This is a genomic window from Rhodoferax sp. (genome assembly GCF_044236835.1).
Taxonomy (GTDB): Bacteria; Pseudomonadota; Gammaproteobacteria; order Burkholderiales; family Burkholderiaceae_C; genus Allorhodoferax.
Window position 1 is genome coordinate 76,011 of the sequence record NZ_JBIIGC010000011.1, and the last position, 25,423, is coordinate 101,433.

The 25,423-nt window shown below is 61.1% G+C and carries 25 protein-coding genes; 16 read left to right on the forward strand and 9 right to left on the reverse strand.

Features of this window, described 5'->3' with window-relative positions; all coding sequences use genetic code 11:
- Nucleotides 1-9: 9 nt before the first annotated feature.
- Together ACILRC_RS09440 and queC are read left to right on the forward strand one after the other, a co-directional pair.
- On the forward strand, nt 10-516 hold the full coding sequence (locus tag ACILRC_RS09440; protein WP_395669111.1) for a hypothetical protein: 507 nt from the start codon (nt 10-12) through the stop codon (nt 514-516).
- A 50-nt stretch (nt 517-566) separates the two neighbouring features.
- Nucleotides 567-1,325 carry a 7-cyano-7-deazaguanine synthase QueC gene (gene queC, locus ACILRC_RS09445; protein ID WP_395669112.1) on the forward strand — a complete coding sequence of 253 codons (759 nt, stop codon included), beginning with the start codon at nt 567-569 and terminating at the stop codon, nt 1,323-1,325.
- On the opposite strand, the gene ACILRC_RS09450 is transcribed toward queC, so the two are convergent.
- From ACILRC_RS09450 to ilvA, 3 genes are all read right to left on the reverse strand, one after another.
- Nucleotides 1,262-3,091: an ABC transporter ATP-binding protein/permease gene (locus ACILRC_RS09450; protein WP_395669113.1), complete on the reverse strand. Its 1,830-nt coding sequence runs from the start codon at nt 3,089-3,091 to the stop codon at nt 1,262-1,264. The two genes, queC and ACILRC_RS09450, sit on opposite strands and share 64 nt — an antisense overlap.
- A gap of 40 nt (nt 3,092-3,131) precedes the next feature.
- Nucleotides 3,132-4,025, reverse strand: a complete 894-nt coding sequence (locus ACILRC_RS09455; protein ID WP_395669114.1) for a 5'-nucleotidase — start codon at nt 4,023-4,025, stop codon at nt 3,132-3,134.
- A 64-nt stretch (nt 4,026-4,089) separates the two neighbouring features.
- Entirely contained in the window at nt 4,090-5,688 is a 1,599-nt protein-coding gene (gene ilvA, locus ACILRC_RS09460; protein ID WP_395669115.1) for a threonine ammonia-lyase, biosynthetic, read from the reverse strand.
- Between the two features lie 99 nt (nt 5,689-5,787).
- Here ilvA and ACILRC_RS09465 point away from each other — a divergent pair, with 99 nt between their 5' ends.
- Complete coding sequence (locus tag ACILRC_RS09465; protein WP_395669116.1) at nt 5,788-6,237, forward strand: OsmC family protein; 450 nt, start codon at nt 5,788-5,790, stop codon at nt 6,235-6,237.
- A 57-nt stretch (nt 6,238-6,294) separates the two neighbouring features.
- On the opposite strand, the gene coq7 is transcribed toward ACILRC_RS09465, so the two are convergent.
- Nucleotides 6,295-6,912 (reverse strand): 2-polyprenyl-3-methyl-6-methoxy-1,4-benzoquinone monooxygenase, encoded by a 618-nt coding sequence (gene coq7 / locus ACILRC_RS09470; RefSeq protein WP_395669117.1) that lies wholly within the window; start codon nt 6,910-6,912, stop codon nt 6,295-6,297.
- 221 nt (nt 6,913-7,133) lie between these two features.
- On the opposite strand from coq7, the gene ACILRC_RS09475 reads away from it, so the two are divergent.
- Nucleotides 7,134-8,126: a porin gene (locus ACILRC_RS09475; protein ID WP_395669118.1), complete on the forward strand. Its 993-nt coding sequence runs from the start codon at nt 7,134-7,136 to the stop codon at nt 8,124-8,126.
- Nucleotides 8,127-8,380: 254 nt separating this feature from the next.
- The gene (locus ACILRC_RS09480; protein ID WP_395669119.1) at nt 8,381-9,400 is read left to right on the forward strand and encodes a porin; all 1,020 of its coding nucleotides are present in this window, start codon (nt 8,381-8,383) and stop codon (nt 9,398-9,400) included.
- Nucleotides 9,401-9,524: 124 nt separating this feature from the next.
- Here ACILRC_RS09480 and ACILRC_RS09485 read toward each other — a convergent pair whose 3' ends face one another.
- Nucleotides 9,525-10,373: a MurR/RpiR family transcriptional regulator gene (locus ACILRC_RS09485; protein ID WP_395669120.1), complete on the reverse strand. Its 849-nt coding sequence runs from the start codon at nt 10,371-10,373 to the stop codon at nt 9,525-9,527.
- Nucleotides 10,374-10,388: 15 nt separating this feature from the next.
- The gene (gene zwf / locus ACILRC_RS09490; RefSeq protein WP_395669121.1) at nt 10,389-11,843 is read right to left on the reverse strand and encodes a glucose-6-phosphate dehydrogenase; all 1,455 of its coding nucleotides are present in this window, start codon (nt 11,841-11,843) and stop codon (nt 10,389-10,391) included.
- A gap of 111 nt (nt 11,844-11,954) precedes the next feature.
- On the opposite strand from zwf, the gene tal reads away from it, so the two are divergent.
- Genes tal through ACILRC_RS09515 form a run of 5 tightly spaced genes read left to right on the forward strand, consistent with a single transcriptional unit; the run spans nt 11,955 to nt 16,685 of the window.
- Nucleotides 11,955-12,902, forward strand: a complete 948-nt coding sequence (tal, locus tag ACILRC_RS09495) for a transaldolase (RefSeq protein WP_395669122.1) — start codon at nt 11,955-11,957, stop codon at nt 12,900-12,902.
- A 3-nt stretch (nt 12,903-12,905) separates the two neighbouring features.
- Nucleotides 12,906-14,486, forward strand: coding sequence for a glucose-6-phosphate isomerase (pgi, locus tag ACILRC_RS09500; RefSeq protein ID WP_395669123.1), 1,581 nt, complete (start codon nt 12,906-12,908; stop codon nt 14,484-14,486).
- A gap of 2 nt (nt 14,487-14,488) precedes the next feature.
- Nucleotides 14,489-15,727: a winged helix-turn-helix domain-containing protein gene (locus tag ACILRC_RS09505; protein WP_395669124.1), complete on the forward strand. Its 1,239-nt coding sequence runs from the start codon at nt 14,489-14,491 to the stop codon at nt 15,725-15,727.
- 2 nt (nt 15,728-15,729) lie between these two features.
- Entirely contained in the window at nt 15,730-16,035 is a 306-nt protein-coding gene (locus ACILRC_RS09510; protein WP_395669125.1) for a hypothetical protein, read from the forward strand.
- Complete coding sequence (locus ACILRC_RS09515; RefSeq protein WP_395669126.1) at nt 16,032-16,685, forward strand: DNA-3-methyladenine glycosylase I; 654 nt, start codon at nt 16,032-16,034, stop codon at nt 16,683-16,685. Before ACILRC_RS09510 ends, ACILRC_RS09515 begins: the two co-directional genes overlap by 4 nt.
- 118 nt (nt 16,686-16,803) lie before the next feature.
- Here ACILRC_RS09515 and groL read toward each other — a convergent pair whose 3' ends face one another.
- Nucleotides 16,804-18,453: a chaperonin GroEL gene (groL, locus tag ACILRC_RS09520; RefSeq protein WP_395669127.1), complete on the reverse strand. Its 1,650-nt coding sequence runs from the start codon at nt 18,451-18,453 to the stop codon at nt 16,804-16,806.
- A gap of 33 nt (nt 18,454-18,486) precedes the next feature.
- Nucleotides 18,487-18,777 (reverse strand): co-chaperone GroES, encoded by a 291-nt coding sequence (groES, locus tag ACILRC_RS09525; protein ID WP_395669155.1) that lies wholly within the window; start codon nt 18,775-18,777, stop codon nt 18,487-18,489.
- Between the two features lie 153 nt (nt 18,778-18,930).
- Between groES and ACILRC_RS09530 the strand changes: the two genes are divergently transcribed.
- Nucleotides 18,931-19,344 (forward strand): LuxR C-terminal-related transcriptional regulator, encoded by a 414-nt coding sequence (locus ACILRC_RS09530; protein ID WP_395669128.1) that lies wholly within the window; start codon nt 18,931-18,933, stop codon nt 19,342-19,344.
- A 124-nt stretch (nt 19,345-19,468) separates the two neighbouring features.
- Here the strand turns inward: ACILRC_RS09530 and ACILRC_RS09535 are convergent, their stop codons facing one another.
- A complete protein-coding gene (locus tag ACILRC_RS09535) occupies nt 19,469-20,425 on the reverse strand; it encodes a TraB/GumN family protein (RefSeq protein ID WP_395669129.1) in 957 nt (318 codons plus the stop codon).
- A gap of 339 nt (nt 20,426-20,764) precedes the next feature.
- Here ACILRC_RS09535 and ACILRC_RS09540 point away from each other — a divergent pair, with 339 nt between their 5' ends.
- From ACILRC_RS09540 to ACILRC_RS09560, 5 genes are all read left to right on the forward strand, one after another.
- Nucleotides 20,765-21,190, forward strand: a complete 426-nt coding sequence (locus ACILRC_RS09540; protein WP_395669130.1) for a DUF2306 domain-containing protein — start codon at nt 20,765-20,767, stop codon at nt 21,188-21,190.
- 58 nt (nt 21,191-21,248) lie between these two features.
- Nucleotides 21,249-22,337 carry a sensor histidine kinase gene (locus tag ACILRC_RS09545; protein WP_395669131.1) on the forward strand — a complete coding sequence of 363 codons (1,089 nt, stop codon included), beginning with the start codon at nt 21,249-21,251 and terminating at the stop codon, nt 22,335-22,337.
- A 25-nt stretch (nt 22,338-22,362) separates the two neighbouring features.
- Entirely contained in the window at nt 22,363-23,238 is an 876-nt protein-coding gene (locus ACILRC_RS09550; protein ID WP_395669132.1) for a LytR/AlgR family response regulator transcription factor, read from the forward strand.
- 274 nt (nt 23,239-23,512) lie between these two features.
- A complete protein-coding gene (locus ACILRC_RS09555) occupies nt 23,513-24,217 on the forward strand; it encodes a Crp/Fnr family transcriptional regulator (protein ID WP_395669133.1) in 705 nt (234 codons plus the stop codon).
- A 97-nt stretch (nt 24,218-24,314) separates the two neighbouring features.
- The gene (locus ACILRC_RS09560) at nt 24,315-25,364 is read left to right on the forward strand and encodes an MBL fold metallo-hydrolase (protein WP_395669134.1); all 1,050 of its coding nucleotides are present in this window, start codon (nt 24,315-24,317) and stop codon (nt 25,362-25,364) included.
- Nucleotides 25,365-25,423 lie beyond the last annotated feature (59 nt).

Below are 25,423 nucleotides of genomic sequence, written 5' to 3' on the forward strand. Positions count from 1 at the left end.
CAAACCAAAATGCAGTTGCCTTCTATAGATCGAAACCCCAACGTACGCCCCAGTGGCGTCGAGGCGGTCTCGTCTGGAGCCAACAGGGTGATTCCCACTGCGCCGGTCAATCCTTCGGTGAGTTCGGCCGCGCAAGCAGTCCCTGGTCCCAGCGTGATCGACTTGGTCAACCCAGCCCTGAAGCGGTCAGCGCCCAACGAGGGGGAGCCGGTGCACACCAGCGTGCCCGACCCGATGCGCAAACGTAGCACCGAAGATGCCGCCCCCAAGGACTGGACGATTCGCCGACCTGCGCCCGAAAAGACCGAGGACCCACCGCCCAAGCCGATGGCGCAAGTGCTGATGGACCACCTCAAAACGGTGTGGACTGCCAGTGCCAGCGCGGTGCAGATTGAGCAGGTCAAGAACCAGGTGCAGCCGCCCACCCCGAACGCAGCATCCCAGGTGCCAGGCGACTTGGCCAAGGAGGTGATGCTCTACCAGCCCAGCAAAGTCAGGAAGAACGAAGGCATCTGACGGCCCTGTCGGGCCGCGTTGGGCCGGTTGCGCTGGTCTACCATTGCGCAATGCATACCTCTGCCCTCGTACTGTTTTCCGGCGGCCAAGACTCCACCACCTGCCTGGCCTATGCCTTGGAGCGCTACCAGCGGGTGGAAACCGTCGCCTTCGATTACGGCCAGCGCCACCACGTCGAGCTGGCGGCACGCCAGTCGGTGCTGCGTGAGCTGCGCCACCAGTTCCCGCGCTGGTCCTCTGCTTTGGACGAGGACCATCTGTTGGACCTCTCGGTCTTGGGGGCAGTCAGCGAGACCGCGCTCACCCGCGACACTGCATTCAAGATGGAGGCCAACGGCCTGCCCAACACCTTCGTTCCCGGCCGCAACCTGCTGTTTTTGACGCTGTCTGCGGCGCTGGCTTACCGGCGTGGTTTGCAGGTGTTGGTGACGGGTGTGTGCGAGACCGATTTCTCGGGCTACCCCGATTGCCGCGACGACACCATGAAGGCCATGCAGCTGGCGCTCTCCTTGGGCATGGACCAGCGCTTTTTGATTGAGACGCCGCTGATGTGGATCGACAAAGCCGCCACCTGGGACATGGCCCGCCGTCTGGGCGATGCCAGTGGCGAACCCGGTGGTGGCCAGAAAATGGTGGATCTGATCGTGGAGCACACCCACACCTGTTATCTGGGCGACCGCAGCCAGCGCCATGCCTGGGGTTATGGTTGCGGCACCTGCCCGGCCTGCCTGCTGCGGGCCAAGGGTTACAGCGCTTTCTCTGATAGTTTGAACAAGGGCGATACCGGCGCCGCGCCATCCGGCGCCTGAGTGCCCATCTCGTCTTGGCGCTCTAGCAACCATTGCCGGTTGTGAAAGGCCACCACGCCCGGCCGGTGGGCAATGGAGACCAAGCCGCCGTTTTGCGCTGCGACCAAAGCCGTCAGCCGCTCGTAGAGCGTGGCCTCTGCGGCTTCGTCCAGCGCGCTGGTGGCCTCGTCGGCAAACACCCAAGCGGGCTTTTTCAGAAACACGCGCGCCATCGCCAAGCGCTGCTGCTCGCCGCCAGAGAGCTTTTGGCCCCAAGCGTCCGAGGTGTCGAGCTGGTCGGCCAGGTGGGGCAACAAGGCATGGGTTAATGCGGCCTGCAGGGTCGCGTCGGTGTACTGATTGGCCGGAGCAGGGTAGGCCAGCGCATCGCGCAGACTGCCCTCCGGAAAGTAGGCGCGCTGCGGCAAGAACATCACGTCGTGCGGGCGTTGCACCGCTCCGGTAGCAAATGGCCAAATGCCCGCGATCGCCCGAAACAGGGTGGACTTGCCACTACCTGAGGGACCTTTGAGCAAGATCCGGTCGCCGTTGGCGGTTTGCAAGCCGGTGTGGGCGAGCAGCAATGCACCATTGGGCAAGGACAAATTCAGGTCGGTAACGCCGGGCGTGCTGTCCTGCACTGTTGCGTTGGCGTAGCCCACCGAGCCCACGCTGCCAAACGCTGCTTCAAATCCGGTCAGCCGGTCGGTGGTGGCGCGCCAGATCGCAATGTTGGGAAAGTTGTCCACAAACCAGCTGAGCGCGCCTTGCACCTGTGCGAACGCACCGGCGATCTGCGTGAGTTGCCCCAGTTGAATCGCTCCGCTAAAAAAGCGCGGTGCCGCCACCACAAAGGGAAACACCACCGCTGCCTGACCGAAAAAGCTGGTGAACCAGACCAGCTGCTTTTGCGCTGACAACAAAGCCAGGTAGTTGGTCAGCACCTTGCCAAAGCGCGATTCGAGCTGCGAGCGTTCAACGGATTCGCCCTTGTCCAGTGCAATCGACTCCGCGTATTCGCGTACCCGAAGCATGCGGTGGCGAAAGTCTGCTTCCACCCGCTGTTGCTGGAAGTTCAGCCCGATCTGGCGCCGACCGATCAAGTGCGTCAGCACGCTGCCTACGCCGCAATACAGCACGGCCATCCAGACCATGAAGCCTGGAATGCTGTAGTCGCTGCCCATCAGGCTGAAGGAAAACGAACCCGAGAGCGTCCACAAAATGCCCACAAAGCTGCCCAGTGTGACCAGCGAGTTCAGTAACCCCATGCTCAGCGAGAGTGTCAAACCGGTGAACTGGCTCACGTCTTCCTGAATCCGTTGGTCGGGGTTGTCCGGATTGGCCAGGCTGTTGGTGTTCTGGGCCGCACTGGCGTAACGGGCCAGCTCGAAATGGTAGAAGGACTGGTTGCTCAGCCAGCGCCCCATGTACTGCCGTGTCATCCAGGCGCGCCAGCGCACTTCCAGGAGTTGGGTCAGGTAAAACTTGTACACGGCGATCGCGATGAAGGCGAATGCCAAGTAGGTAAAACGGCCCAGCTGCTCCCAAAACACCGCGCTGTTTTTCTCTTGCAATGCGTCGTAGAACAGGCGGTTCCAGTCGTTGAACAGCACGTTCATGTACACCAGCGCCAGGTTGAGCGTGACGATGGCAGCCAACAACAGGCGGGCACGCCACTTTTCTTCGGATTGGAAATAGGGCTTGGAGAGGGCCCAGACCCGGCGTACCTGTAACTTGGTGGCCTGCAGTTTGCTGATCGTTGGTGTTGTGGGCTGGGGCTGAGTCATTGCGAGGGCCTTTCGCGCCAAGGGCGCCTTGGATGTGGCGCTAGTTGCGCACGCCGCTGGCCACATGGCCGGAGGGCACATGGCGCGCGGCCGACTCGATGTGGCCGGTCTGGTCGTCAAAGAAAAAGTCGGGCTCGAACTCGCGCAAAAACTCGCCCTTGTCGAGTCCGCCCAAGAACATGGCTTCGTCGACCTCGATCTTCCAGTCCATCAGTGTGCGGATGGCGCGCTCGTGCGCCGGGGCACTGCGTGCGGTGACCAGCGCGGTGCGGATGCGCATCTGCGCACTGGACGCCTGTTGCAAGTGGTGCAGCGCCACCAGCAGCGGCTTGAACGGGCCATCTGGCAGCGGAAGTGCGACCTTGTCCATCTCGTGCTGTTGAAAGGCGTTGAGCCCGTGGCTTTGGTAAACCTGCTCGGCCTCGTCGCTGAACAACACCGCATCGCCGTCAAACGCAATGCGCACCTCGGTCGGGTGCGCGTCGCTGGCGTGCGCAGAGTGCGGGTACACCTGGGCGGCGGGCACGCCGGCGTCGAGTGCGCTGCGCACGTCCCGCAAGTGGGTGCTCAAAAACAGGTTGGCGCGCAGCGGCTTGAGGTAACGCCACGGCGGCTCGCCTCGGGTGAAAGAGCAGCGGATGATGGGCAGCGCGTAGTGCGCCGCCGACTTCATCACCCGCAAGCCGCTGACCGGGTCGTTGCGCGACAAAATGACCACTTCCACCCGCTGCGACGGTGTTTCGTTGAACGCGAGCAGCTTTTTCACCAGCGAAAAAGCCACGCCTGGTTTGGCTGGCAGGTCCAGGCGCGCGCGCTGCAACTCCATGTAGGCACGGTCGTCGCCGGTTTCGAAGATTTGGTTTTCCTCCTCGAAATCGAACAGAGCGCGGCTCGATATCGCCACCACCAGTTTGCCGTCTAAGGTCATTGCCATGGGTTTGCCTTGCGGTGCGTGGTGATGCTTGCGGTCGGTGGTATTGAAAGGCCTGCGCGCAGCGCTATTGCTGCAAAAACATTTGGTACACCGGGTTGTGGGTTTCTTCCACGTAGGGGTAGTCCAGGGTTTTGAGGAAGGTGGCAAATGCTTTGTCATCGGCCTTAGGCACTTGCAAGCCCACCAGAATGCGGCCGTAGTCGGCGCCTTGGTTGCGGTAATGGAACAAGCTGATGTTCCAGCCCGGGCGCATCAGGCTCAAGAACTTCATCAGCGCGCCGGGCCGCTCGGGGAACACAAAGCGCAAGATCCGCTCGTCCTGCGCCAGCACCGAGTGCCCGCCCACCATGTGGCGGATGTGCTCTTTGGCCAGTTCGTCATGCGTGAGGTCCAGGGTTTGGAAGCGGTGCTTGTTGAAGTAGGCGGCAATCTTTTTCGATTCACCTTTGCCGTGCGTGGTCAGGCCCACAAACACGTGCGCCTTGGCCGAATCACTCATGCGGTAGTTGAACTCTGTCACGCTGCGGGCCGCGCCGGGCAACTCGCCAATGAGCCCGCAAAAGCGCTTGAAGCTGCCGCGCTCTTCGGGAATGGTGACTGCAAACAGCGCCTCGCGCTCTTCGCCCACCTCGGCGCGCTCGGCGACAAAGCGCAGGCGGTCGAAGTTCATGTTGGCACCGCACAGAATGGCGGCGTAGGTTTCGCCCCGCGTTTTGTGCTTGGCAACATACTGCTTGATGGCCGCTACCGCCAGCGCCCCCGAGGGCTCCACGATGGAGCGCGTGTCCACAAAAATGTCTTTGATCGCTGCGCACACCGAGTCGGTGTCCACGCTGATGAACTCATCCACCAACCCGCGCGCAATGCGAAAGGTCTCTTCGCCCACCAGCTTGACCGCCGTGCCGTCGGAGAACAGGCCCACATCAGAAAGCGTCACCCGTTTTCTGGCGGAGACCGACTGCATCATCGCGTCCGAGTCGTTCATCTGCACGCCCACCACTTTGATGCGCGGGTCCACCGCCTTGATGTAGTTGGCCACCCCCGACACCAAGCCGCCGCCGCCAATTGCCACAAACACCGCGTCTAAGCGCGTGCCACCGGACTTGCCGGATGCTCCATCCAATGTTTGCACTTGGCGCAGCAGTTCCATCGCAATCGTGCCTTGGCCGGCAATGACATCCGGGTCGTCAAAGGGGTGCACAAATGTGAGGCCCTGCTTTTTCTCCAGCGTGATGGCGTGGTTGTACGCATCGGTGTAGCTGTCACCAAACAGCACCACCTCGCCGCCCAGGCCGCGCACCGCATCCACTTTTACCTGCGGTGTGGTGGTCGGCATGACGATGATGGCGCGCGCGCCCAGCTTGGCAGCACTCAGCGCCACGCCCTGGGCGTGGTTGCCAGCGGACGCGCAAATCACACCCTTGGCCAGTTGCGCCGCAGAAAGGTGCGCCATCTTGTTGTACGCCCCACGCAGCTTGAAACTGCGCACCGCCTGCTGGTCCTCGCGCTTGAGCAACACCGTGTTGTGCAAGCGCATACCCAAGGCGCGCGCCGGCTCCAGCGCCGATTCGGTGGCGACGTCGTACACCCTGGCGGTCAGAATTTTCTTGAGGTAGTCGGCGGGGGTCAGGGGCTTCTTGCGTGGGGGTGTGGATGTCTTCATGGCGGTCAAGGGCAGAGCGCGGATGATAATCGGCGCCCTTGCAACGCTGAACCCTGGCCTCTGTGTATCGCGTGGGGCCGACACTGAAGGAGCACCACCATGGAATGCACAGTTAGCTGGACCGGCCACACCGGCGCACGCTCGGGCATGGGCTTTATCGCCGAAACCGGCAGCGGCCATACCTTGACCATGGACGGCGCGCCCGATGCCGCCAAGCCGGAAAATGGCGGACAAAACTTGGCACCGCGTCCCATGGAAACCGTGCTGGCAGGCACCGGCGGATGCACCGCCTACGACGTGGTGCTCATCCTCAAGCGTGGCCGCCATGCGGTGCAGGGCTGCAGCGTCAAGCTCACCTCGGAGCGCGCCGACACCGACCCCAAGGTGTTCACCAAAATCCACATGCACTTCACCGTCACTGGCAAAGCACTGGCCGCCTCTGCAGTCGAGCGGGCTATTGCCATGAGCCACGACAAATACTGCTCGGCCAGCATCATGCTGGCCAAGACGGCGCAGATCACGACCAGCTTCGAAGTCCTCGAGGCTTAGCCCAGGCCCCAGCTCGTAGGCAGTAACACCCGGGCCGAGTCGCTGCGGCTTGGTACGCTAAATGCGGTGCGCGACGGTGGTCATCACCTTGGCCGCTGCGCGCATCAACGCCTTGGCCGGTGCAGGCAGGTCGGCGCCGCCCGCCGATTTGGCGGCATTCGCGTGGCGCAGTTCGTCCTTCTGCATTTGCGCCACGATGGCCCGTGAGGCGTGGTCGTTTTGCGGCAGCGTGTGAAGGTGCCCTTGTAGGTGCGCCCCCACTTGTTGCTCCGTTTCTTCCACAAAGCCCAGGCTGATGCGGTCGCCCATCCGGCCCGCCAGCAGGCCCAGCCCAAATGCGCCGGCGTACCACAGCGGGTTGAGCAAAGAGGGCCGACCGCCCAAGGCCTGTAGCCGCTCGGCGGTCCAGGCCAGGTGGTCGGTCTCTTCAGCGCACGCTTTCTCAAAGTGCCGCCGCAGCGCCGCGTTGGGCGTGGTCAGCGCCTGCGCGGTGTAAAGCGCTTGGGCGCAGACCTCGCCCACGTGGTTCACCCGCATCAGGCCCACCGAGAGCCGCCGTTCGTCATCGGTGAGCGGCACATGGGTCTCGGGCACGGTGGGGCAGGCATGCGATGCGTGGGGGGTGGCAAACAAGGTGCGCAGCGCGGAATCGGCGGCTTTGATCAGGGCGTCCATGGCAGGGTTTTCACTCTCGTTGCGCTTTCAGGCGGGACTTGCATTTTCAAGCACGCGACAACGTGTTGCACTCATGCAACGAAAACCGACATAAATCCCTTTTTTTCGAGCAGTTTCATGCAAACGTCAGCCGCCTCTGTTCGAATCGCCGGAGCTTCCAAACAGGAGGTTGGCTCCAAGACCGTCTTGGCGCCCTTTGTACAACTTTGGAGATTTTCCATATGAAAAAGACCCTCGTAGCCTTGGCTGTCCTGGCAGCTACCGGCACTGCATTCGCACAGTCGACCGTGACTATTTCCGGCAAGTTCGGTTACCAGTATTCGGACACCAAGAGCCAAGCAGGCGCCAAGGCCAATGGCTTCAACACCTCGGACGGTGACGTGAACTTCGCCATGACCGAAGACCTGGGTGCAGGTATGTCGGCACAAGTTTTCATGGGCATCCGTTTGCGCGGCCGTGACATCAATTCCGATGGCGCCTCTGACGGCATCGGTGCCCGTGACTCCCGCATCACCTTGGCCGGCCCATTTGGCTCGATCACTGCTGGCGCAGTGGCAAGCGGTTCCGGCATTGTTGCCCGTGGCAGCGCAGGTGCAGCTGGCTTCCAAGGTCTGGACCATGACTCCACCCTGGTTGATGCCGAGTTGAACGGTGTTGACCTGTTCCAGTACACCAGCCCGTCGTTCTCCGGCGCAAACGTGTATCTGCAAATCGTTGACAGCATCGGCGACCCTGGAGCCGGTGGCCTCGAGTCTGCTTCCTTGTTTAGCTCTGCCACCGTGGTGGGCGTGAACTACGCTGCTGGCCCCATCAGCGCCAATGTGGACTTCACCACCTACGATCGCAACGCCAACGTAGCTAACCCAACATTCACCGCTAAAGAGCGTGTGCGTCTGTCTGGTAGCTACAACTTGGGCGTGGCCAACCTGGGCTTCGGATACCAAACCAACGACAACACGACCACCGACGTGAAGCAGTGGATTGCTGGCGTGTCCGTTCCCATGGGCGCATTCTCCTTGGGCTTGAACTACGCTGAGCGTGACACCAAGACTTTGGCAACCGGCGCGTCTGCCAAGAACAAGGGCTACGAAATGGGCGTGAACTACGCTCTGAGCAAGCGCACCGCTGTTGCCGCGTCTTACCGCTCGGTTGACGTTGCTGGCGCTGCTGAGCAACAAACGTCTACCCGTGTTCGTTTGATGCACTCGTTCTAATTTCCAGCTGGTGTAAGCCAGCGCGAAAAGTTTGAACATAAAGCCCGCTGTGCTTGCACAGCGGGCTTTTTTTGCGTTTGCAGTGTTTGCGACTGTCAGTTTTTTGTAACAACCGAAGTAAAAAAAGGTGAATTCACAGGGTTTACACGGTGCGCGTGGCTGGTTCTGGTGCCGACTGTGCTTCAATAACTCCAGCTTGATCCCCAAGCGCTCCAACCCCGTTTGGACTACTTTTTTTTGAGGTTTACATGAACATGAAAAAGACTCTCGTTGCTCTGGCCGCTCTGGCCGCTGTTGGTGCCGCTTCTGCGCAAGTGACCGTGTACGGCAAAGTGGATCTGGGTGTTTCCAGCACCACCACCACCGGCGGCGTTGACCAAGGCCTGGAAGTCGGCAGCGGCAACTACGAAGGCAGCCGTTTTGGCGTCAAAGCCAGCCACGACCTGTCTGGCGGTATCAAGGCACTTGCTCAGTATGAGTTTGGCGTGAATGCAGCTGGTTATGGCGACGCTATCACTTCCAACCGCGTGGCGACCTTGGGTTTGACCGGCGGTTTTGGTACCGTTGCAATGGGCCTGCAGTGGACTCCTTATGACAGCGCATGGGGCTTCGACCAAATGGAGTACAACGGGTTCTCCGCGGCCAACAAGACTTGGTACAAGGGCGCGCATGGCGACAACGGCAACACCGGCAACGGCAACGCCAAGAAGTCGATTTCCTACACCACCCCTGACATGAGCGGCTTCAACGCCACCGTGTTGTTTGCCAGCGCAGACAAGACCCTGACCACCAGCCCCCCACCCTACGTTGGACTGGGCGCTAACTACGCCGCAGGTCCTTTGAGCGTGAACTTTGGTTTCGAGCAAGTTGCTTCCACCGCACATCTCGGTGGTGCCGCTTTGGCCGGTGACAAGACCACCGCTTCCATCATTGGCGCTTCGTACAACCTGGGCGTAGCCACTGTCGGTGCCGGCTACCAGCAGGCCAACGTGGATGCCAACGGTTTTGGTTGGAAGGACGCTGGCTACACCCTGAGCGTGGGCGTGCCTGTTAGCGCAACCACCACCGTGGCTGTGGGCTATGCCTCTGAAACCACCACCCGTGCTGGTCTGAGCGATGGCAAGTCCACCGGCTTCGGTGCACAAGCCGTGTACAACTGGACCAAGCAAGCTGCTATCTACGGTGGCGCTTTCCAGACCAAGGTGACTGCTGCTGGCACCACTACCGAATCCCTGACCACCAAGTACGCCGCTGGCCTGCGTTACAACTTCTAATCGATGGCTGACCTTGCGTCAGCTTGAGATTGGCAAGTTTTAAAAGCCCGCTGTGGTAACACAGCGGGCTTTTTCTATGGTGGTTTTGCGTGCGGTTGGACCGCGCTTGCGCTCAGGTAGCCGCTCAAGCGTAGCGCTTGTTGCGCAGGTTGTGCTTCATGTCGCTCAGCAAGGGCTGTAGCGTGGTGCTGCCGATGCGCAAGGCCACGCAGGTGGCGAGGATGTCGAGGATCATCAGGTGCAGCAGGCGCGACACCATGGGGCTGTATTTGTCGAAGCCTTCGGGGTGGTCTGCGCTGAGGTGGATGCTGCCGGCACTGGCCAGCGGTGAGCCACTGGCGGTGATGACGATGGTGGTTGCGCCGTTTTTGCGGGCGATGTCGCAGGCGTCCATCAGGTCGCGGGTGCGCCCGGAGTTGCTGATGACCAGCACGCAGTCGCCCGGCCGCAAGATGGAGGCGCTCATTACCTGCATGTGGCCGTCGCTGTAGGCCACGGACTGCACGCCCAGGCGGAAGAACTTGTGCTGCCCGTCTTGCGCCACGATGCCGGAGTTGCCCACGCCAAAAAACTGGATCTGTCGGCCATTCTTGTAAGCCTCGACGATGGCGTTGACCGCGCGCTCAATGGCGGCGGTGGAGGCGTCGTTGCGGTACTTCAAGAAGGCGGCCACCGTGTTGTCGATGACCTTGACCATGACGTCGCCGGTTTTGTCGTCGGCGTCCACACTGCGGTGGATGAAGGGCACGCCTTCGTTGACCGTGCCCGCCAGCTTGAGTTTGAAATCCGAGAGGCCGTCGTAGCCCACACTGCGGCAAAAGCGCACCACGGTGGGCTTGCTCACATGGGCGCGGTCGGCCAGCTCGCTCACTGGCAGCTTGGCGAAGGCGCGCGGGTCCGCCAGGCACAGTCGCGCCACCCGCTGCTCAGCGGGCGCCAACGAGGGCAGCGAGGCGGTGATGCGTTCAAGCATGCGGGCGCTGCGCTTTCAAGATTCTTCGCTCCAGCAAAAGCCGTCGCGGGCAATCATGGCGCTGGATGCGCTGGGGCCCCAGGTGCCCGCAGCGTAGGGGCGAGGGCCCTGCGCATCGTTGACCCAGAAGTTGAGCACCGGCTCGACCCAGCGCCAGGCCTCCTCTTGCTCGTCGCTGCGTACAAACAGGTTCAGTCGCCCGTCGATCACATCGAGCAGTAGCCGCTCGTAGGCACCCACCCGCTCGGTGCCAAAGCGCTTGTCAAAGTCCAGGTCGAGCTGCACCGGCGCCAGCGACTGCGCCGCTTTGCGGTTGGCCTGGCCCTGCGCGAGCAGGTGCAATTCCAGCCCGTCTTTGGGCTGCAGGTTGATGACCAAGCGGTTGGCCATGCCGACGTTGGAGTTGAAGATGGCATGCGGTGTGGGCCGAAAATTCACCACGATGCGCGCGTCCCGGCTGGCCAGGCGCTTGCCGGTGCGGATGTAAAACGGCACGCCCGCCCAGCGCCAGTTGGCGATTTCAGTGCGCAGCGCCACAAAGGTTTCGGTTTGGCTGGTCGTGCTGACGCCCGCTTCCTCGCGGTAGCCTGGCACCTTGGTGCCAGCGATGGCGCCTGCCGCGTACTGGCCCCGGATGGCGTCATGCGCCAAGGACTCTTGTGTCCAGGGCTTGAGCGAGCGCAGCACCTTGAGTTTCTCGTCGCGGATGGCGTCGGCGTGTGAGTTGATGGGCGGCTCCATGCCGATGGCGCACAGCAGCTGCAGGGCGTGGTTTTGCACCATGTCGCGCAGCGCGCCGGTGTTTTCATAGAACGCACCGCGGCTTTCCACGCCCAGGTCTTCGGCAATGGTGATCTGGATGTTGGCAATGTGCTCGCGCCGCCACAGCGGCTCGAACAGCGCATTGCCAAAGCGCAGCGCAAACAAGTTTTGCACCGCCGGTTTGCCCAGGTAGTGGTCGATGCGAAAGACCTGCTTTTCCTCAAAAAACCGGCGCACCGTGTGGTTGATGGCACGGTTGGAGGCTAAGTCGTTGCCCAAGGGCTTTTCCAGTACCACGCGGGTTTGCGGCGTGTTGAGCCCGGCGGCTGCCAACTGCTCGCAAACGGTGGTGAAGAGGCTGGGTGCGGTGGCAACGTACATCACCACGGTGTCGGCATTGCGCGCGCGCAGCGATGCGGCGAGGGTGGCGTAGTCGTCGGGTTTGGAGAGGTCCATCCGGACAAACTCCAGAATGTCGGCAAACCGTGCAAATTCCTCGGCGCTGGGCCGTTTAGCGAGTTCGACTTTCTCGAAACGCGAGCGGATCAGTTCGCGGTACTGGTCGTGGCTGAGCGGGTCGCGGCCCACGCCAATGATGCGGCCGCCAGCGGGCAGGGTACCGTGGCGAAACGCCTGGAATAAAGCCGGCATCAGTTTGCGCCAAGCCAGATCGCCAGTGCCGCCGAATAGAACGAGATCAAAGCCCATGGTTCAAAGTTACATAAATTAGGACGTTGTAATGTAACTTTGTTTCATCGATAATTCAAGCGCCTTTTTGTACCTTTCAACTGAAGCGATCCGAAGCGATCGGCCCCCAATATGCACCAACTCGACGCCCTCAAACAGTTCACTACCGTGGTTGCCGACACCGGTGATTTCAAGCAACTCGGCGCTTTTCTGCCGCAAGACGCCACCACCAATCCGTCGCTCATCCTCAAGGCGGTGCAAAAGCCTGAGTACGCGCCCTTGCTGAAGGCCACGGTCCAGCAGTTCAGTGGGAAGCCGCTCGACGAGGTGGTAGATCGCTTGCTGGTGCGCTTTGGCTGCGAAATCCTGTCCATCATTCCGGGGCGGGTGTCCACCGAAGTGGATGCGCGCCTGAGCTTTGACACCGAAGCCACCGTGGCCCGCGGCGAGCGGCTCATCGAGCTGTACCAGGGCCAGGGCATCCCGACCGACCGGGTGCTCATCAAAGTAGCGGCCACCTGGGAGGGCATTGAGGCGGCCAAGGCGCTGGAGCGCAGAGGCATCCACACCAACCTGACCCTGCTGTTTTCGTTCTGCCAAGCGGTGGCGTGCGCGCAGGCCAAGGTGCAGCTCATTTCTCCCTTTGTCGGCCGCATTTACGACTGGTACAAAAAGTCTGCTGGCGCAGCTTGGGTGGAGGCCGAGCGGTCTGGTGCCAACGACCCCGGTGTGCAGTCGGTGGCGCAGATTTACAACTACTACAAGAAATTCGGCATCGCCACCGAGGTGATGGGCGCGAGCTTTCGCAATGTGGGCCAAATCACCGCGCTGGCCGGGTGCGACCTGTTGACGATCAGCCCCGAACTGCTGGCCACCTTGGCCGCCACCGAAACGCCACTGCAGCGGGCACTGGACGCCAGCGCTGCCGCGCAGCTACCGCTGGAGCATGTGGCCTATGACGAACCAGGATTTCGATTGGCGCTCAATGACGACGCCATGGCCACCGAGAAGCTGGCCGAGGGCATCCGCGCGTTTTGCGTGGACGCCGTGAAGCTTGAGCAACTGATCCTGGCGGCTTGAGCCATGGATGCTGCGACCACACACACCACCGCGACCGCGACAACCGCACTCCCAGCGCGCACCCGCTGTGACCGCACGCCCGCGTGGGCGGCCTTGCAAGCGCGCTATGACGCGGTCGGGCAAGCCTTCGACCTGCGCGACGCCTTCGCACACGATGCACAGCGCTTCCAGACCCTGAGTCAGCAGGCGCCGTATGTGTTCGCGGACCTGTCCAAGAACCGCATCGACGCGGCCACAGAAGGCTTGCTCATGACACTGGCCCGCCAGTGCGGTCTTGCGTCCCACCGCGACGCCATGTTTGCCGGCGAAAAAATCAATACCACCGAAGAGCGTGCGGTGCAGCATGTACTGCTACGCGACCCGCACCGCAGCACTCCAGACCAGGAGTTGGTCCATGCCACGCTGGACAGGATGCTGGCCTATGCGGAGACGGTGCGTGCGGACGCCGGCATTACCGATGTGGTCAACATCGGCATAGGCGGCTCGGACCTCGGGCCGCAAATGGCGGTGCTTGCGCTGGACGCCTTTGCCACCAGCGGCAAACGGCTGCACTTTGTCAGCAACGTGGATGGCCACGAGCTTGCCGCGACCTTGAAGAACCTGAGCGCTGGCAGCACCCTGTTTTTGGTGGCCAGCAAAACCTTCACCACCATCGAGACCACGACCAACGCGCACTCGGCCAAGGCGTGGTTTGAGGCGCAGGGCGGCAGCGACATTGCCCGCCACTTCGCGGCGTTGACGACCAATGTGGCGGCGGCGAACGCGTTTGGCATCGATACGACTTTCGGTTTTTGGGACTGGGTGGGAGGGCGCTATTCCATGTGGTCAGCCATCGGTTTGCCGATTGCCATTGCCATTGGCGCTGACGGTTTCAAAGACTTTCTGTCCGGTGCCCATGCCATGGACGAGCACTTCCGCACAGCCTCGCTGGAACACAACCTGCCGGTGCGCTTAGGGTTGCTAGATGTTTGGTATCGCAATTTCCACGGTTTCACCAGCCGCAGCATCGCGCCATACCACAGCGCGCTGCGTCGCCTGCCCGCGTATCTGCAGCAGCTGGAAATGGAAAGCAATGGTAAACGTGTGGACAGCGAGGGCGCGGCGCTCCCATTCGGCACCTCGCCGGTGTTGTGGGGTGAGCCGGGTACCAACGGTCAGCACGCCTACTTCCAGATGCTGCACCAGGGTACCGACGTGGTGCCCATGGAGTTTGTGGCCGTCAGACAGGCACGGCACAACTTGACAGGGCACCAAGCACTGCTGTTGGCCAACGTACTTGCACAAGCCCAGGCCCTGATGGTGGGCAAGAGCGACGGGGGCGGGCACAAGCACTTTTCTGGAAACCGTCCCAGCACCTTTTTGCTGCTCGACGATCTGACACCAGCTTCTCTGGGCGCATTGATTGCCCTGCAAGAGCACCGTGTGTTTGTGAGCGGCAGCCTGTGGGGCATCAACAGCTTTGACCAATGGGGCGTGGAGTTGGGCAAGGTGCTGGCCAAAAACATCGAGGCACGTCTGTCCAGCGGCGATGTCAGCGGATTGGACAGCTCGACAGCAGGTCTGTTGGCAAAACTGCGCGTCTGAACATGGAGCTGACGCTGCAACAGGCGCGTTGTCTGCAACTGGCAGCGCAGGGCCTGTTGCGGACGTCCGTCCGGGCGGCCACGCGCAGCGCCGTGCGCGCCTGCATTGAACGCATGGGCCTGCTGCAAATCGACACCATTCACGTGGTGGCGCGCAGCCCGTACCTGGTGCTGTTCTCTAGATTGGGCGCCTATCCACAAAGTTGGCTGGACGAGGCGCTGGACCACGGTGAGGTATTTGAAACCTGGGCCCATGAGGCTTGCTTTGCACCCATAGATGACCTGCAAGCGCACCGCGTGTTTAACCGCGAGGTGCGCAAACATTGGGGTCTGGAGCACGCCCAAAAGTCCAACGCCCAACAGCGCACCGAGCTGGACAAACTCCTCGAGCACATCCGCGAAAACGGCGCGGTAAAGGCGTCGGACTTTGAGCGCACAGGAGGCAAAGGCTCACCTTGGTGGGGCTGGAAGGACGAAAAGCGCTGGCTGGAAGCACTGTTTGCCACGGGTGAACTCATGGTGTCGCGGCGCGAGAAGTTTCAGCGTGTTTACGATTTGGCCGAGCGTGTTGCACCACAACTTGTTGAAAGTGCCGAAGTACGCACGACCGGGCAAGTGCAGCAGTTGTTCATTGAAAAGTCCGTGGCTGCGCTGGGCGTCACGCAGGCGCGCTGGGTGCATGACTATTACCGTAGCAAACCGCGTCTGAACGATGCGGGCCTGGACGCGCTGGTGGAGCAGGGCGTTTTACACCGCGTGCGTGTGCAAGGTTGGCAAGCTTGCGCCTACGTGCATGCAAGCCAGATGCGCTTGCTGAGGCAGGCGCTTGCCAACCAGTTAGCTGCCACCCACACCGCGCTGCTGTCACCCTTTGACCCCATCGTCTGGGACCGCGAGCGTGCGCTGGCGATGTTCAATTTTGATTACCGGCTGGAGTGCTATACGCCAGAAGCCAAACGCGTTCACGGCTACTTTGTCCTGCCCATCTTGTGTCGTGGCGAACTGATCGGCCGGCTCGACGCCAAAGCGCACCGTGCACAAGGCATCTTCGAAGTCAAAGCCTTGCATGTGCAAACGGGCGCGGCGTGGACCGCGTCTCAAATTGTTGATGTTGCACATGCCATTCAACGCTGCGCAAACTGGCACGCAACCACCACCGTCAAAGTCAAGCAAACCCGGCCCGCCAAACTGGCGGCGGCCCTCCAACGTGCGCTGCGTTGTGCTGCTGTGGAAAGCGCCTAACGATGAATGTGCTGTTTGATTTTGGTGCTGTGCTGTTCAAGTGGCGGCCTCTGGAATTGGTGGCGCAGGTGTTTGCGCAACATGCCCTGAAGCGGCAGGCCGCGAACGCCGATTGGATGGACTTTGACCGTGGCGTGCTCGACCGGCACCGCGTTGCCGCACGCACCGCGCATCGCCTATCGCTGGATTTGCAGCGTGTGACTGCGTTGGTCGATAGCGTGGAGGCAGCCCAGGCGCTCGGGTGGAACGCATTGCAGTTCACCTCGGCTGCGCAGCTGCGCAAAGACCTGATTACATTGTTGCCATGACCAAGCCCAACACATCACCTTCTGAGTCGGGGTGCGAGCCCCAGTCCGAACCCGCTCGCTGCTTTTGGGTGGATGGGTCGCAGATCTACCGCGACTACCACGACCACGAATGGGGCTTCCCGGTGACAGACGACCGCCGGCTGTTCGAGAAAATCTGCCTCGAGGGGTTCCAGTCCGGCTTGAGCTGGATCACCATTTTGAAAAAGCGCGAGAACTTCCGCGCCGGATTTGCCAACTTCGACCTGGGCCAGGTGGCCCGCTTTGGCGACGCTGATATTGCGCGCTTGCTGGCTGATGCCGGTATCGTGCGCCACCGCGGCAAGATTGAAGCGGCAATCCACAACGCCCGCTGTGCCGAAAAGCTGCTCGAATCCGAGCGTTCACTTGCGGCCTACTTCTGGAAGTTCGAACCTCCACCCCACGCACGCCCCCAACGAGTCACCCGCGAAACCTTGCGCGCAATGACGCAATGTCCGGAATCGGTGGCCCTTTCTAAAGACCTCAAACAGCGTGGCTGGAAGTTCGTTGGTCCCACCACCATCTATGCATTCATGCAGGCCATGGGCCTAGTCAACGACCACGAGGAAGACTGTTTTGTGCGCGCTGCCGCGCTGGCATCACGCAAAGCGCTGGACTTGAACAAGCTGTAGGCCTGTCGATGAGCGCACAGAGGCATTGCGCGCCCACAACAAAAAAACCCCGCAAGGCCAGCCCTGCGGGGTTTTTTGTTTTTGGCAACGCCGGTATGGCGTCTCAGGCCCGGAGCACTTACATGCCCATGCCGCCCATACCACCCATGCCGCCCATGTCAGGCATACCGCCGCCCGCAGGAGCATCGTCCTTCGGGGCTTCGGCCACCATGGCTTCGGTGGTCAACATCAAGGATGCGACCGATGCTGCGTTTTGCAACGCGGTGCGGGTCACCTTGGTGGGGTCCAGAATGCCCATCTCGATCATGTCACCGTAAGTGTCGTTGGCGGCGTTGAAGCCGTAGTTGCCCTTGCCGGCCAAAACTGCATTTACCACCACAGAGGCTTCGCCACCTGCGTTGTAAACGATCTCGCGCAGCGGCGCTTCAATGGCTTTCAACACCAGTTTGATACCGGCGTCTTGGTCCGCGTTGTCACCCTTGATGACGCCGGCGGCTTGCTTGGCGCGCAGCAGTGCAACACCGCCACCAGCCACGATGCCTTCTTCCACTGCAGCGCGGGTGGCGTGCAGGGCGTCTTCCACGCGGGCTTTCTTTTCCTTCATTTCGACTTCGGTGGCTGCACCGACCTTGATCACTGCCACACCGCCAGCCAGCTTGGCCACGCGCTCTTGCAGCTTTTCACGGTCGTAGTCGGAAGTGGCTTCTTCGATTTGCACGCGCACTTGCTTGACGCGGGCTTCAATGTCAGCAGCAGCGCCAGCACCGTCGATGATGATGGTGTTTTCTTTGCCCACTTCGATGCGCTTGGCAGAACCGAGGTCAGCCAGGGTCACTTTTTCCAGGGTCAGGCCAACTTCTTCTGCGATCACCTTGCCACCGGTCAGGATGGCGATGTCTTCCAGCATGGCCTTGCGGCGGTCGCCGAAGCCAGGTGCCTTCACAGCCACCACCTTCAGGATGCCGCGGATGGTGTTGACCACCAGAGTTGCCAAGGCTTCGCCTTCGACATCTTCAGCAATGATCAACAGCGGACGACCAGCCTTGGCGACTTGCTCCAACGTGGGCAGCAGGTCACGGATGTTGCTGATCTTCTTGTCGAACAGCAGCACAAACGGGTTGTCCAGCAAAGCAGCTTGCTTTTCGGGGTTGTTGATGAAGTAGGGCGACAGGTAGCCGCGGTCAAACTGCATGCCTTCGACGACATCGAGTTCGTTTTGCAGGCTCTTGCCGTCTTCCACAGTGATCACGCCTTCTTTGCCCACTTTGTCCATGGCATTGGCGATGATTTCGCCGATCGACACGTCAGAGTTGGCAGAAATGGAACCCACTTGGGCGATTTCTTTGGAGGTGGTGGTGGGCTTGGAAGCTTTCTTGAGCTCTTCGATCAGGGCAGTCACTGCCTTGTCGATGCCGCGCTTCAGGTCCATGGGGTTCATGCCGGCGGCCACGTACTTCATGCCTTCGCGCACGATGGCTTGGGCCAGCACGGTCGCGGTGGTGGTGCCGTCGCCAGCGTTGTCAGAGGTCTTGGAAGCGACTTCCTTGACCATCTGCGCGCCCATGTTTTGCAGCTTGTCTTTGAGTTCGATTTCCTTGGCCACGGACACACCGTCCTTGGTCACGGTGGGGGCGCCGAACGAGCGCTCCAACACCACGTTACGGCCTTTGGGGCCCAGGGTTACCTTGACCGCGTTGGCCAAGATGTTCACGCCTTCAACCATGCGTGCGCGGGCTTCGCCGCCGAAAACTACGTCTTTTGCTGCCATGTTTATGACTCCAGTAAATTCAAAAAGGGGGCTTTATTTCTCAACAACCGCGAACAGGTCGTCTTCTTTCATGACCAACAGCTCATCTCCGTTGACCTTAACGGTCTGGCCGCTGTACTTGCCAAACAGAACGCGGTCGCCCACCTTCACGGTCAGCGCGGCGATCTCGCCCTTGTCATTGCGCTTGCCGGGACCAACGGCCAGGACTTCGCCTTGGTCGGGCTTTTCGGCTGCGTTGTCAGGAATGACGATGCCGGAGGCGGTTTTGGTTTCGCTTTCAACGCGCTTCACAATCACGCGGTCTGCCAATGGGCGCAGTTTCATGAGGAATCTCCTAGGTTTTGAAACAAAGACGAAGCCAACCAGGCGGTTGGCTTTCAAATGTGTGGGGCTGGTGCTAGCACTCAACTCCATCGAGTGCTAATGATACTGGCATTCGACGGGATTTCAATGGCTTGGAGGTGGATTTTGTGTTGAATGCTGTTGACCCGCCACGAAGGTGACGAGCGCCTGATCGAGGCCATGCTGGCCGGTGCTACCAGCTATTTGCTGAAGGGCACGTCGCCGTCCGAGCTGGTGCTGGCCTTCGAGCGCACCGCGCGCGGCGAGTCGGCATTGCACCCGAGAGCCGCTGCAGCGATGGTGCACGCTCTCTCAGTGTCGACCGCTGGCAGTGAGTCAGCAGTCGATGCTTTGACCGGACGCGAGGCCGAGGTGCTGCACCTAATCGACGCGGGCTTTCCCAATGCGGTTATCGCACAACGCCTTGCAGTCAGCAAAAAGACTGTGAAGAACCGTGTCAGCAGCATCCTTGCGAAGCTACAGCTAGCACATCGGACGCAAGCGGCGGTGTTCGCTTGGCGCAGGCGCATGAGTCGACCGGGGCTGTAAGGTGCGCAACACTTGTTGCAGCAATCCCGCAGCAGCCTCAAGTCTTCGATAAGAGTGTCTGTATGGAAGAAGGTGTCATCGCCACGCAATTGCTCCAATAGGTTCGCGATACGCTCCACACGAGTTACTGATTACTCGGCGTTATGGTGTATCCATCTTTCTTGAGCAAGTTAAGAACACCGTCTGCACCGCCCAAATGTGCGGCGCCAAGAACAAAGAGCGGGCGCTGAGCATCCTTTGACCGAATGACGCTATCAATTTGGCTTGCAAACCTACGATCTCTCTCTTGAAGAAAAGCGAACAGCAGTTTCTCTGGCCAACCCCCCGCTGAAAAAGCCTTGATTACCAACCTTCTGCTCTCGTCTACATTTCCTTCCTCAAATGCGTTGACGACTAAATCAAAATCATCGAAGTTTCGAGGATTTGTCAGATAACCAGTCTGAGAAACTTTCAAGCACGCAGCCTCGGCGAACCAAAACAGTTCCTCGTTGTCCATTCTGCGCATGAAATCCGCGGATGCTGCACCTTCCTCCATTCGAATTACTTTTATTTCCTTGAGTAGCGCCTTGTATTGATGGTGGTCATCAAGGGAAATGGCGCTGACAGCCCCTTTTCTTGATGGGATTGTGATGGGAGCAAACCATCTGAGAAAGAATGCATACGGGGGAAGATCAAGCAAGTGCGAGCTGAACACGCCGCCTCGATCCAAACGCGTTGCAAGTTCTCGAAGGCATGGTGGCTTGTGCTTTGTGATCATCGTGCGCATTCGGAGCTCACTGCGCGCATTGAACATTTCGACAACTTGCGGGACCGTGGGTAACGGTCCGGTGGACTCCATATAAATAACATCGACTGAACCAATAACGCGATCAATTCTGTCGTACGCACTTTTCGATACTTGAATACCAGGGGAGTGAAAACTGCCTGCGATGACGCCTGCCGATTTGCCCTCGAGGCTGATGTCGAAAACTGGCTGACTATGTGCTATTCCAATACCCATCCAAACCATCAATGCGATGGTTCTTTCTGGCAACCCCCAGCCACCGTTTCTGAGCCAGCAGATAAGTGATTTCATCGACATGATTTAGTCCTTCGCAGTGGGTTGCGTTTCAACTTGGTGAGATCTATGGAGGACTCAGCCAACCAAATCAAACATAAACCAAGCGGTGTCGTGCATTTTCGATGGGCGCCGTGGACGTCTTTCCCAGCATACCAGTGGCTACCCCCCAATGTGCGTTGATGGATTGGCCCACTGCCTCCGAGTTTGCCAAATGCCCACACGCTTGTTCAACGCCATTGCCCCATTCCCACTCCTCGCATACCGTTTCGCTCCCCATATCCGCAATCTCGTCGCAAACCGCTGGTGCGTCGCGAAGCGGCCCGGCACAGTGCGCCCCACCACAAGTTAACTGGAGCGCCCATGCAAATGACCCCTGTAATTGCCATCCACCTGAGCGCGTCCCTGGCCGCCTTGGCCATCGGGCCCGTGGTGCTGTGGGCGCGCCGTGGCCACGCTGCAGGGCAGCCGACGCGCGCTCGCCTGCATCGTGCAGCAGGCTACGCCTGGACCACCCTGATGTTGGCCAGCGCCATTTCAGCCCTGTTCATCCACGATTTCCGCTTGCCCAACATTGGCGGCTACACGCCGATCCATCTCTTTGTGCCCTACACGCTGGGCGGTTTGTTCCTGGCGTTTCGCCACCTGCTGCGCGGCAACATCACCGGCCACCGCAAGCATATGGTGGGTCTGTACGTAGGGGCGTGTATCACCGCTGGCGCCTTCACTTTGTTACCGCACCGCTACCTGGGCCAGCTGGTCTGGGGGCAGTGGCTGGGACTGTTGTAAGGAGATGCACATGCCAGAATCCTTGCATCCCCCTATCGCGCACCCGCCCGTACCTGCCATGACTTCCAATCCCGGCCCTTGGTGGCTGCGCTGGCTGCCCGCCGAGAGCCGCGCGGGTGTCATGCGCCGCGCAGTGGTGGTTTGGGGCGTGGCCGCGGTGATTGCGCTGCTGCAGAGTTTTGCCAACCCCGCGCAGCACCGGCTCGACTATTCGCTGGTTTACAGCTATGCCATCAGCACCAGCATTTGGTTTTTCACCGATCCGGTGCGCATCGCACTGCGCCGTTGGTTGGGCGCGCAGCCGCCGCACTACTGGCAGCACTCGTGGCGCAACACCTGGGTCTTGCTGGCCGGGGTCGTCTTCGGCTATGCCATCGGCACCAGCGTCGGCGACGCTTATGCGGGCCGGTCGACCTGGGAGCTGCTGACGATTGCGCCGCAACAGTTTTGGGGCTTCTTGCTGGGGTCGGCGGGTATCAGCGCGGGTTTTCTGTTCTTTTTCTACCACCGTGACCGCGCCCGCGCGTTGGAGCTGCAGGCCACCGAAGCGCGCTTGAAGCTGCTGGAAACCCAGTTGGAGCCGCACATGTTGTTCAACACCTTGGCCAACCTGCGCGCACTGATCGGTACCGACCCGCCGCGCGCCGTGCAGATGCTCGACCGGCTCAACGACTACCTGCGCGCCACACTCACAGCGTCGCGCACCGAGGGCGGCAGCGGCCAGCACACCTTGCAAAAAGAATTCATGCGGCTGGGTGACTACCTGGAGCTGATGGCGGTGCGCATGGGGCCGCGCCTGGAGCACCGCTTGCAGCTACCCGAAGCGTTGCAGCACCACCCGGTGCCGCCTTTGTTGCTGCAGCCGCTGGTGGAGAACGCCATCCGCCATGGTCTGGAGCCGCAGCTCGGTGGCGGCTGCATCACGGTGGACGCGCGCGCCGATGGGCCTTGGCTGGTGCTGGAGGTGAGCGACACGGGCGTAGGCATGGACAGCAGCGCAGCCCCGGCAGGCGATGGCTTTGGCTTGGCGCAGGTACGCGAGCGCGTGGCCACGTATGCTGGAGGTCGCGTTGACCTGGTCGCTGCGTTAGAAAAAGGCACCACCGTGCGCGTCTGGCTGCCGCTCCTGCCCGCCACGAGCGCCTAAAGTTCACCCTCCAGTTCACCCTCCGATGGATGCCACTGCCTTGACTGCCAACGACGAACCCTTGGTCGCCACCGCGCTCATTGCCGAAGACGAGCCCCTGCTGGCCGCCGCGCTGCAAGCCGAGCTGGCCCGCGCCTGGCCCACGCTGCGCATCCTGGCCACGGTGGCCAGCGGCACACAGGCCGTCGAACAGGCGTTGGCACTGCGGCCCGATGTCTTGTTTTTGGACATCCGCATGCCCGGCCAAAGCGGGCTGGAGGCTGCCGCCACGCTGGCCGAGGAATGGCCCACCGACGCGCAGGGTGTTGGGCTGGCTGCTGCGCCTTTTCCCGCGCTGGTGTTTGTCACCGCCTACGACCAGTACGCCGTGCAGGCCTTTGAAGCGCAGGCCGTGGACTACTTGCTCAAGCCAGTCCAAAGCGCGCGCCTGGACCAAACGGTGCAGCGCCTGCAACATCGGCTAGCCCAGCGCATCCAGCCTGTTGGCAGCGCAGCCCAGGCTGCACCCTTGGAACAAGCCTTGGCGCAACTGCGCGCCTTGGTGGCGCTAGGCGTGCCCAACGCCCCAGCTGCTGAGCCTTTGCGGGTGATCCAAGCCAGCGTGGGCAAGCACATCCGGCTGGTGCCGGTAGAAGACGTACTGGTGTTCGAGGCGGCTGACAAGTACCTGCGGGTGCTCACCCAAGATGCCGAGTTCTTGATTCGCACGCCGCTCAAGGAACTGCTGCCGCGTTTGGAACCGGAGGTCTTTTGGCAGGTGCACCGGGGCACGGTGGTGCGCGCCAACGCCATCGACAGCGTGCAACGCGACGAGGCGGGAAAACTCAGTCTTGAGTTACGCGGACGCAGCGAACGCTGGCAGGTGAGCCGCCTGTACGCGCACCGCTTTCGTGCCATGTAGGCTGTGCAGGCCACATAGCCTGCGCCTGCCATGCTGGCAAGGCGGGGGGGGGCGCAGTGGGTACTCGGGCCAAACGGGCCACGCAGCGCAATTGGATTGCGCGCCTGCGCCCAGTAAAGTCACCACGTATGAAGAAACCCAAACGCCCCCACGCATCTACGCTACAACCCAAAGGAACATGCCATCCCATGTTCACGCCACCGCGCTGCCAGCCACCGTGCCGTGGCGGGAGCCGGAATGGTGCGCGTCCAATCCATCGAGAGAAGGGCACTGCATGATTCCTATCAAGACCGAGTCCGCTTGGCAGGGCACCTCGGATTGCCGCAACTGCGGCATTCGCGAAACGGCTCTGTTTGCGGACCTGACCGAAGCGGATTTCGGGCTGATTCACACCCCGATCGACGATCTGGAGTACCGGCCTGCTTCGGTGCTGTACCAAGAGGGCCAGACGGCCGTGGGGATCTTTACCGTGCGAAGTGGTGTGGTAAAGCTGCAGCGGCTGACCCAAGATGGCCGCCAGCGCATTGTGCGCATCCTGCGACCCGGTGATGTAGCCGGGCTAGAGGCCTTGGCGGCGCACCGCTATGACAGTGAAGCGGTGGCCTTGACCCAGGTCAGCGTATGCCGCATTCCGCTGGAGGTGATGCACAACTTGAGCACCAACAGCCAGCACATGCACAAGCAGCTAATGCAAAAGTGGCAACGCACATTAAAGGAAGCCGACGACTGGCTGGCCTACCTCAACTTCGGCACCGCAAGCCAGCGCGTAGCTGGCCTGGTGCTGAAAATGCGCCAGCCAACGGACCCAGGCGTTTGCACTCTTTTTTCGCGCGGGGACATGGGTGCCATGCTCGACTTGAAACTCGAAACCGTGAGCCGCGAACTCGGCAAGCTGTTGCGCGCTGGTGTATTGGCACCGGCGGACAAGGCCGGGCGCACCTACCGCATCCAAAAGCCAGAGCAATTGCTGGCGCGTTAGAAAGCGCACGCACTTGCGCGGCCCCGACGGGGTGCTGGACGAGAACAGGCGCTGATCGTAATATCAGCGCTTACTTATAAAACTACCAGGTGCGCCCGTGACCCCAATCTCCCCACGCTCCACGCCAGTCCGTGCGTTGACACGCCGTAAGTATTTGCAGCTAGCTGCGGGCGTGGGTGTCACTGGCTGGGCGCTGGCCGGTGGGGTAGGGCAAATGGGTTGGGCGCAGCAGATTGGCGATTTCATCGAGGGTCCGCCGGTTCCCGACATTGCGCCTGTGCAGCTGTCGCCGCACGTGTGGGTGGTGTACGCGCCAGAGGGTTTTCCAACGCCACAGAACCAAGGCATGATGGCCAATGTGTTGTTTGTGGTGACCACCGCGGGCGTGGTGGTGATTGACTCAGGAGGGTCTTTGCAGATCGGTCAAATGGCGATCCGCATGATTCGGCGGGTGACCACCAAGCCGGTTGTCGCCGTGTTCAACACGCACTACCACGGTGACCATTGGCTTGGCAACCATGCCTTCGTCGCGGCGTTTGGACGCCAACTCCCCATCTACGCGCTGCGCGAAACAAGAGACCGCATTCAAGGCGCCGAGGGCAATCTGTGGCGCAGCCTCATGGAGCGCTGGACCAACCAAGCCACCCTGGGAACCCAAGTGGTGGCGCCCAACCAGACCGTACAAAGCGGGCAGACTCTGCAGTTTGGTGACGTCACCTTGGCATTGCACCACTACGGCACTTGCCACACGCCGTCGGACTTGTGTGTGCAGGTGGTGCAGGACCGCCTCACCGCCGTAGGCGATATCGCAATGACCAACCGTATCGCCAACATGGACGACGGCTCCTTTGCCGGAACCTTCAAGTACTACGACGCGTTGCGTGCTGCCGCGGGCGCGCAGCTCTGGGTTCCCGGCCATGGCGAGGGGGCCAGCGATCTGCTGCAAACCTATGGGGTGTTTATGGCGGGCATCTGGGAGCCGTGCCTCAAGGCGGTGGCCGACGGTATGCCGGAGTCCGACGCCAAAGCAGCCGTGCTGGCCGATCCGCGCGTGCGCAAGCGTGCGGCCTCCATGCAGGGGTTTGCCAGCAATATCGGCAAGTACGTTAGCCTGGCGTACTTGGAGGCCGAGAAAGTGGCGTTCTAGGCACGCCGTGCTCACCGTGTGCCTTCGCCCCTTAGGTAGACTCTGAGTTTCTCGCACCT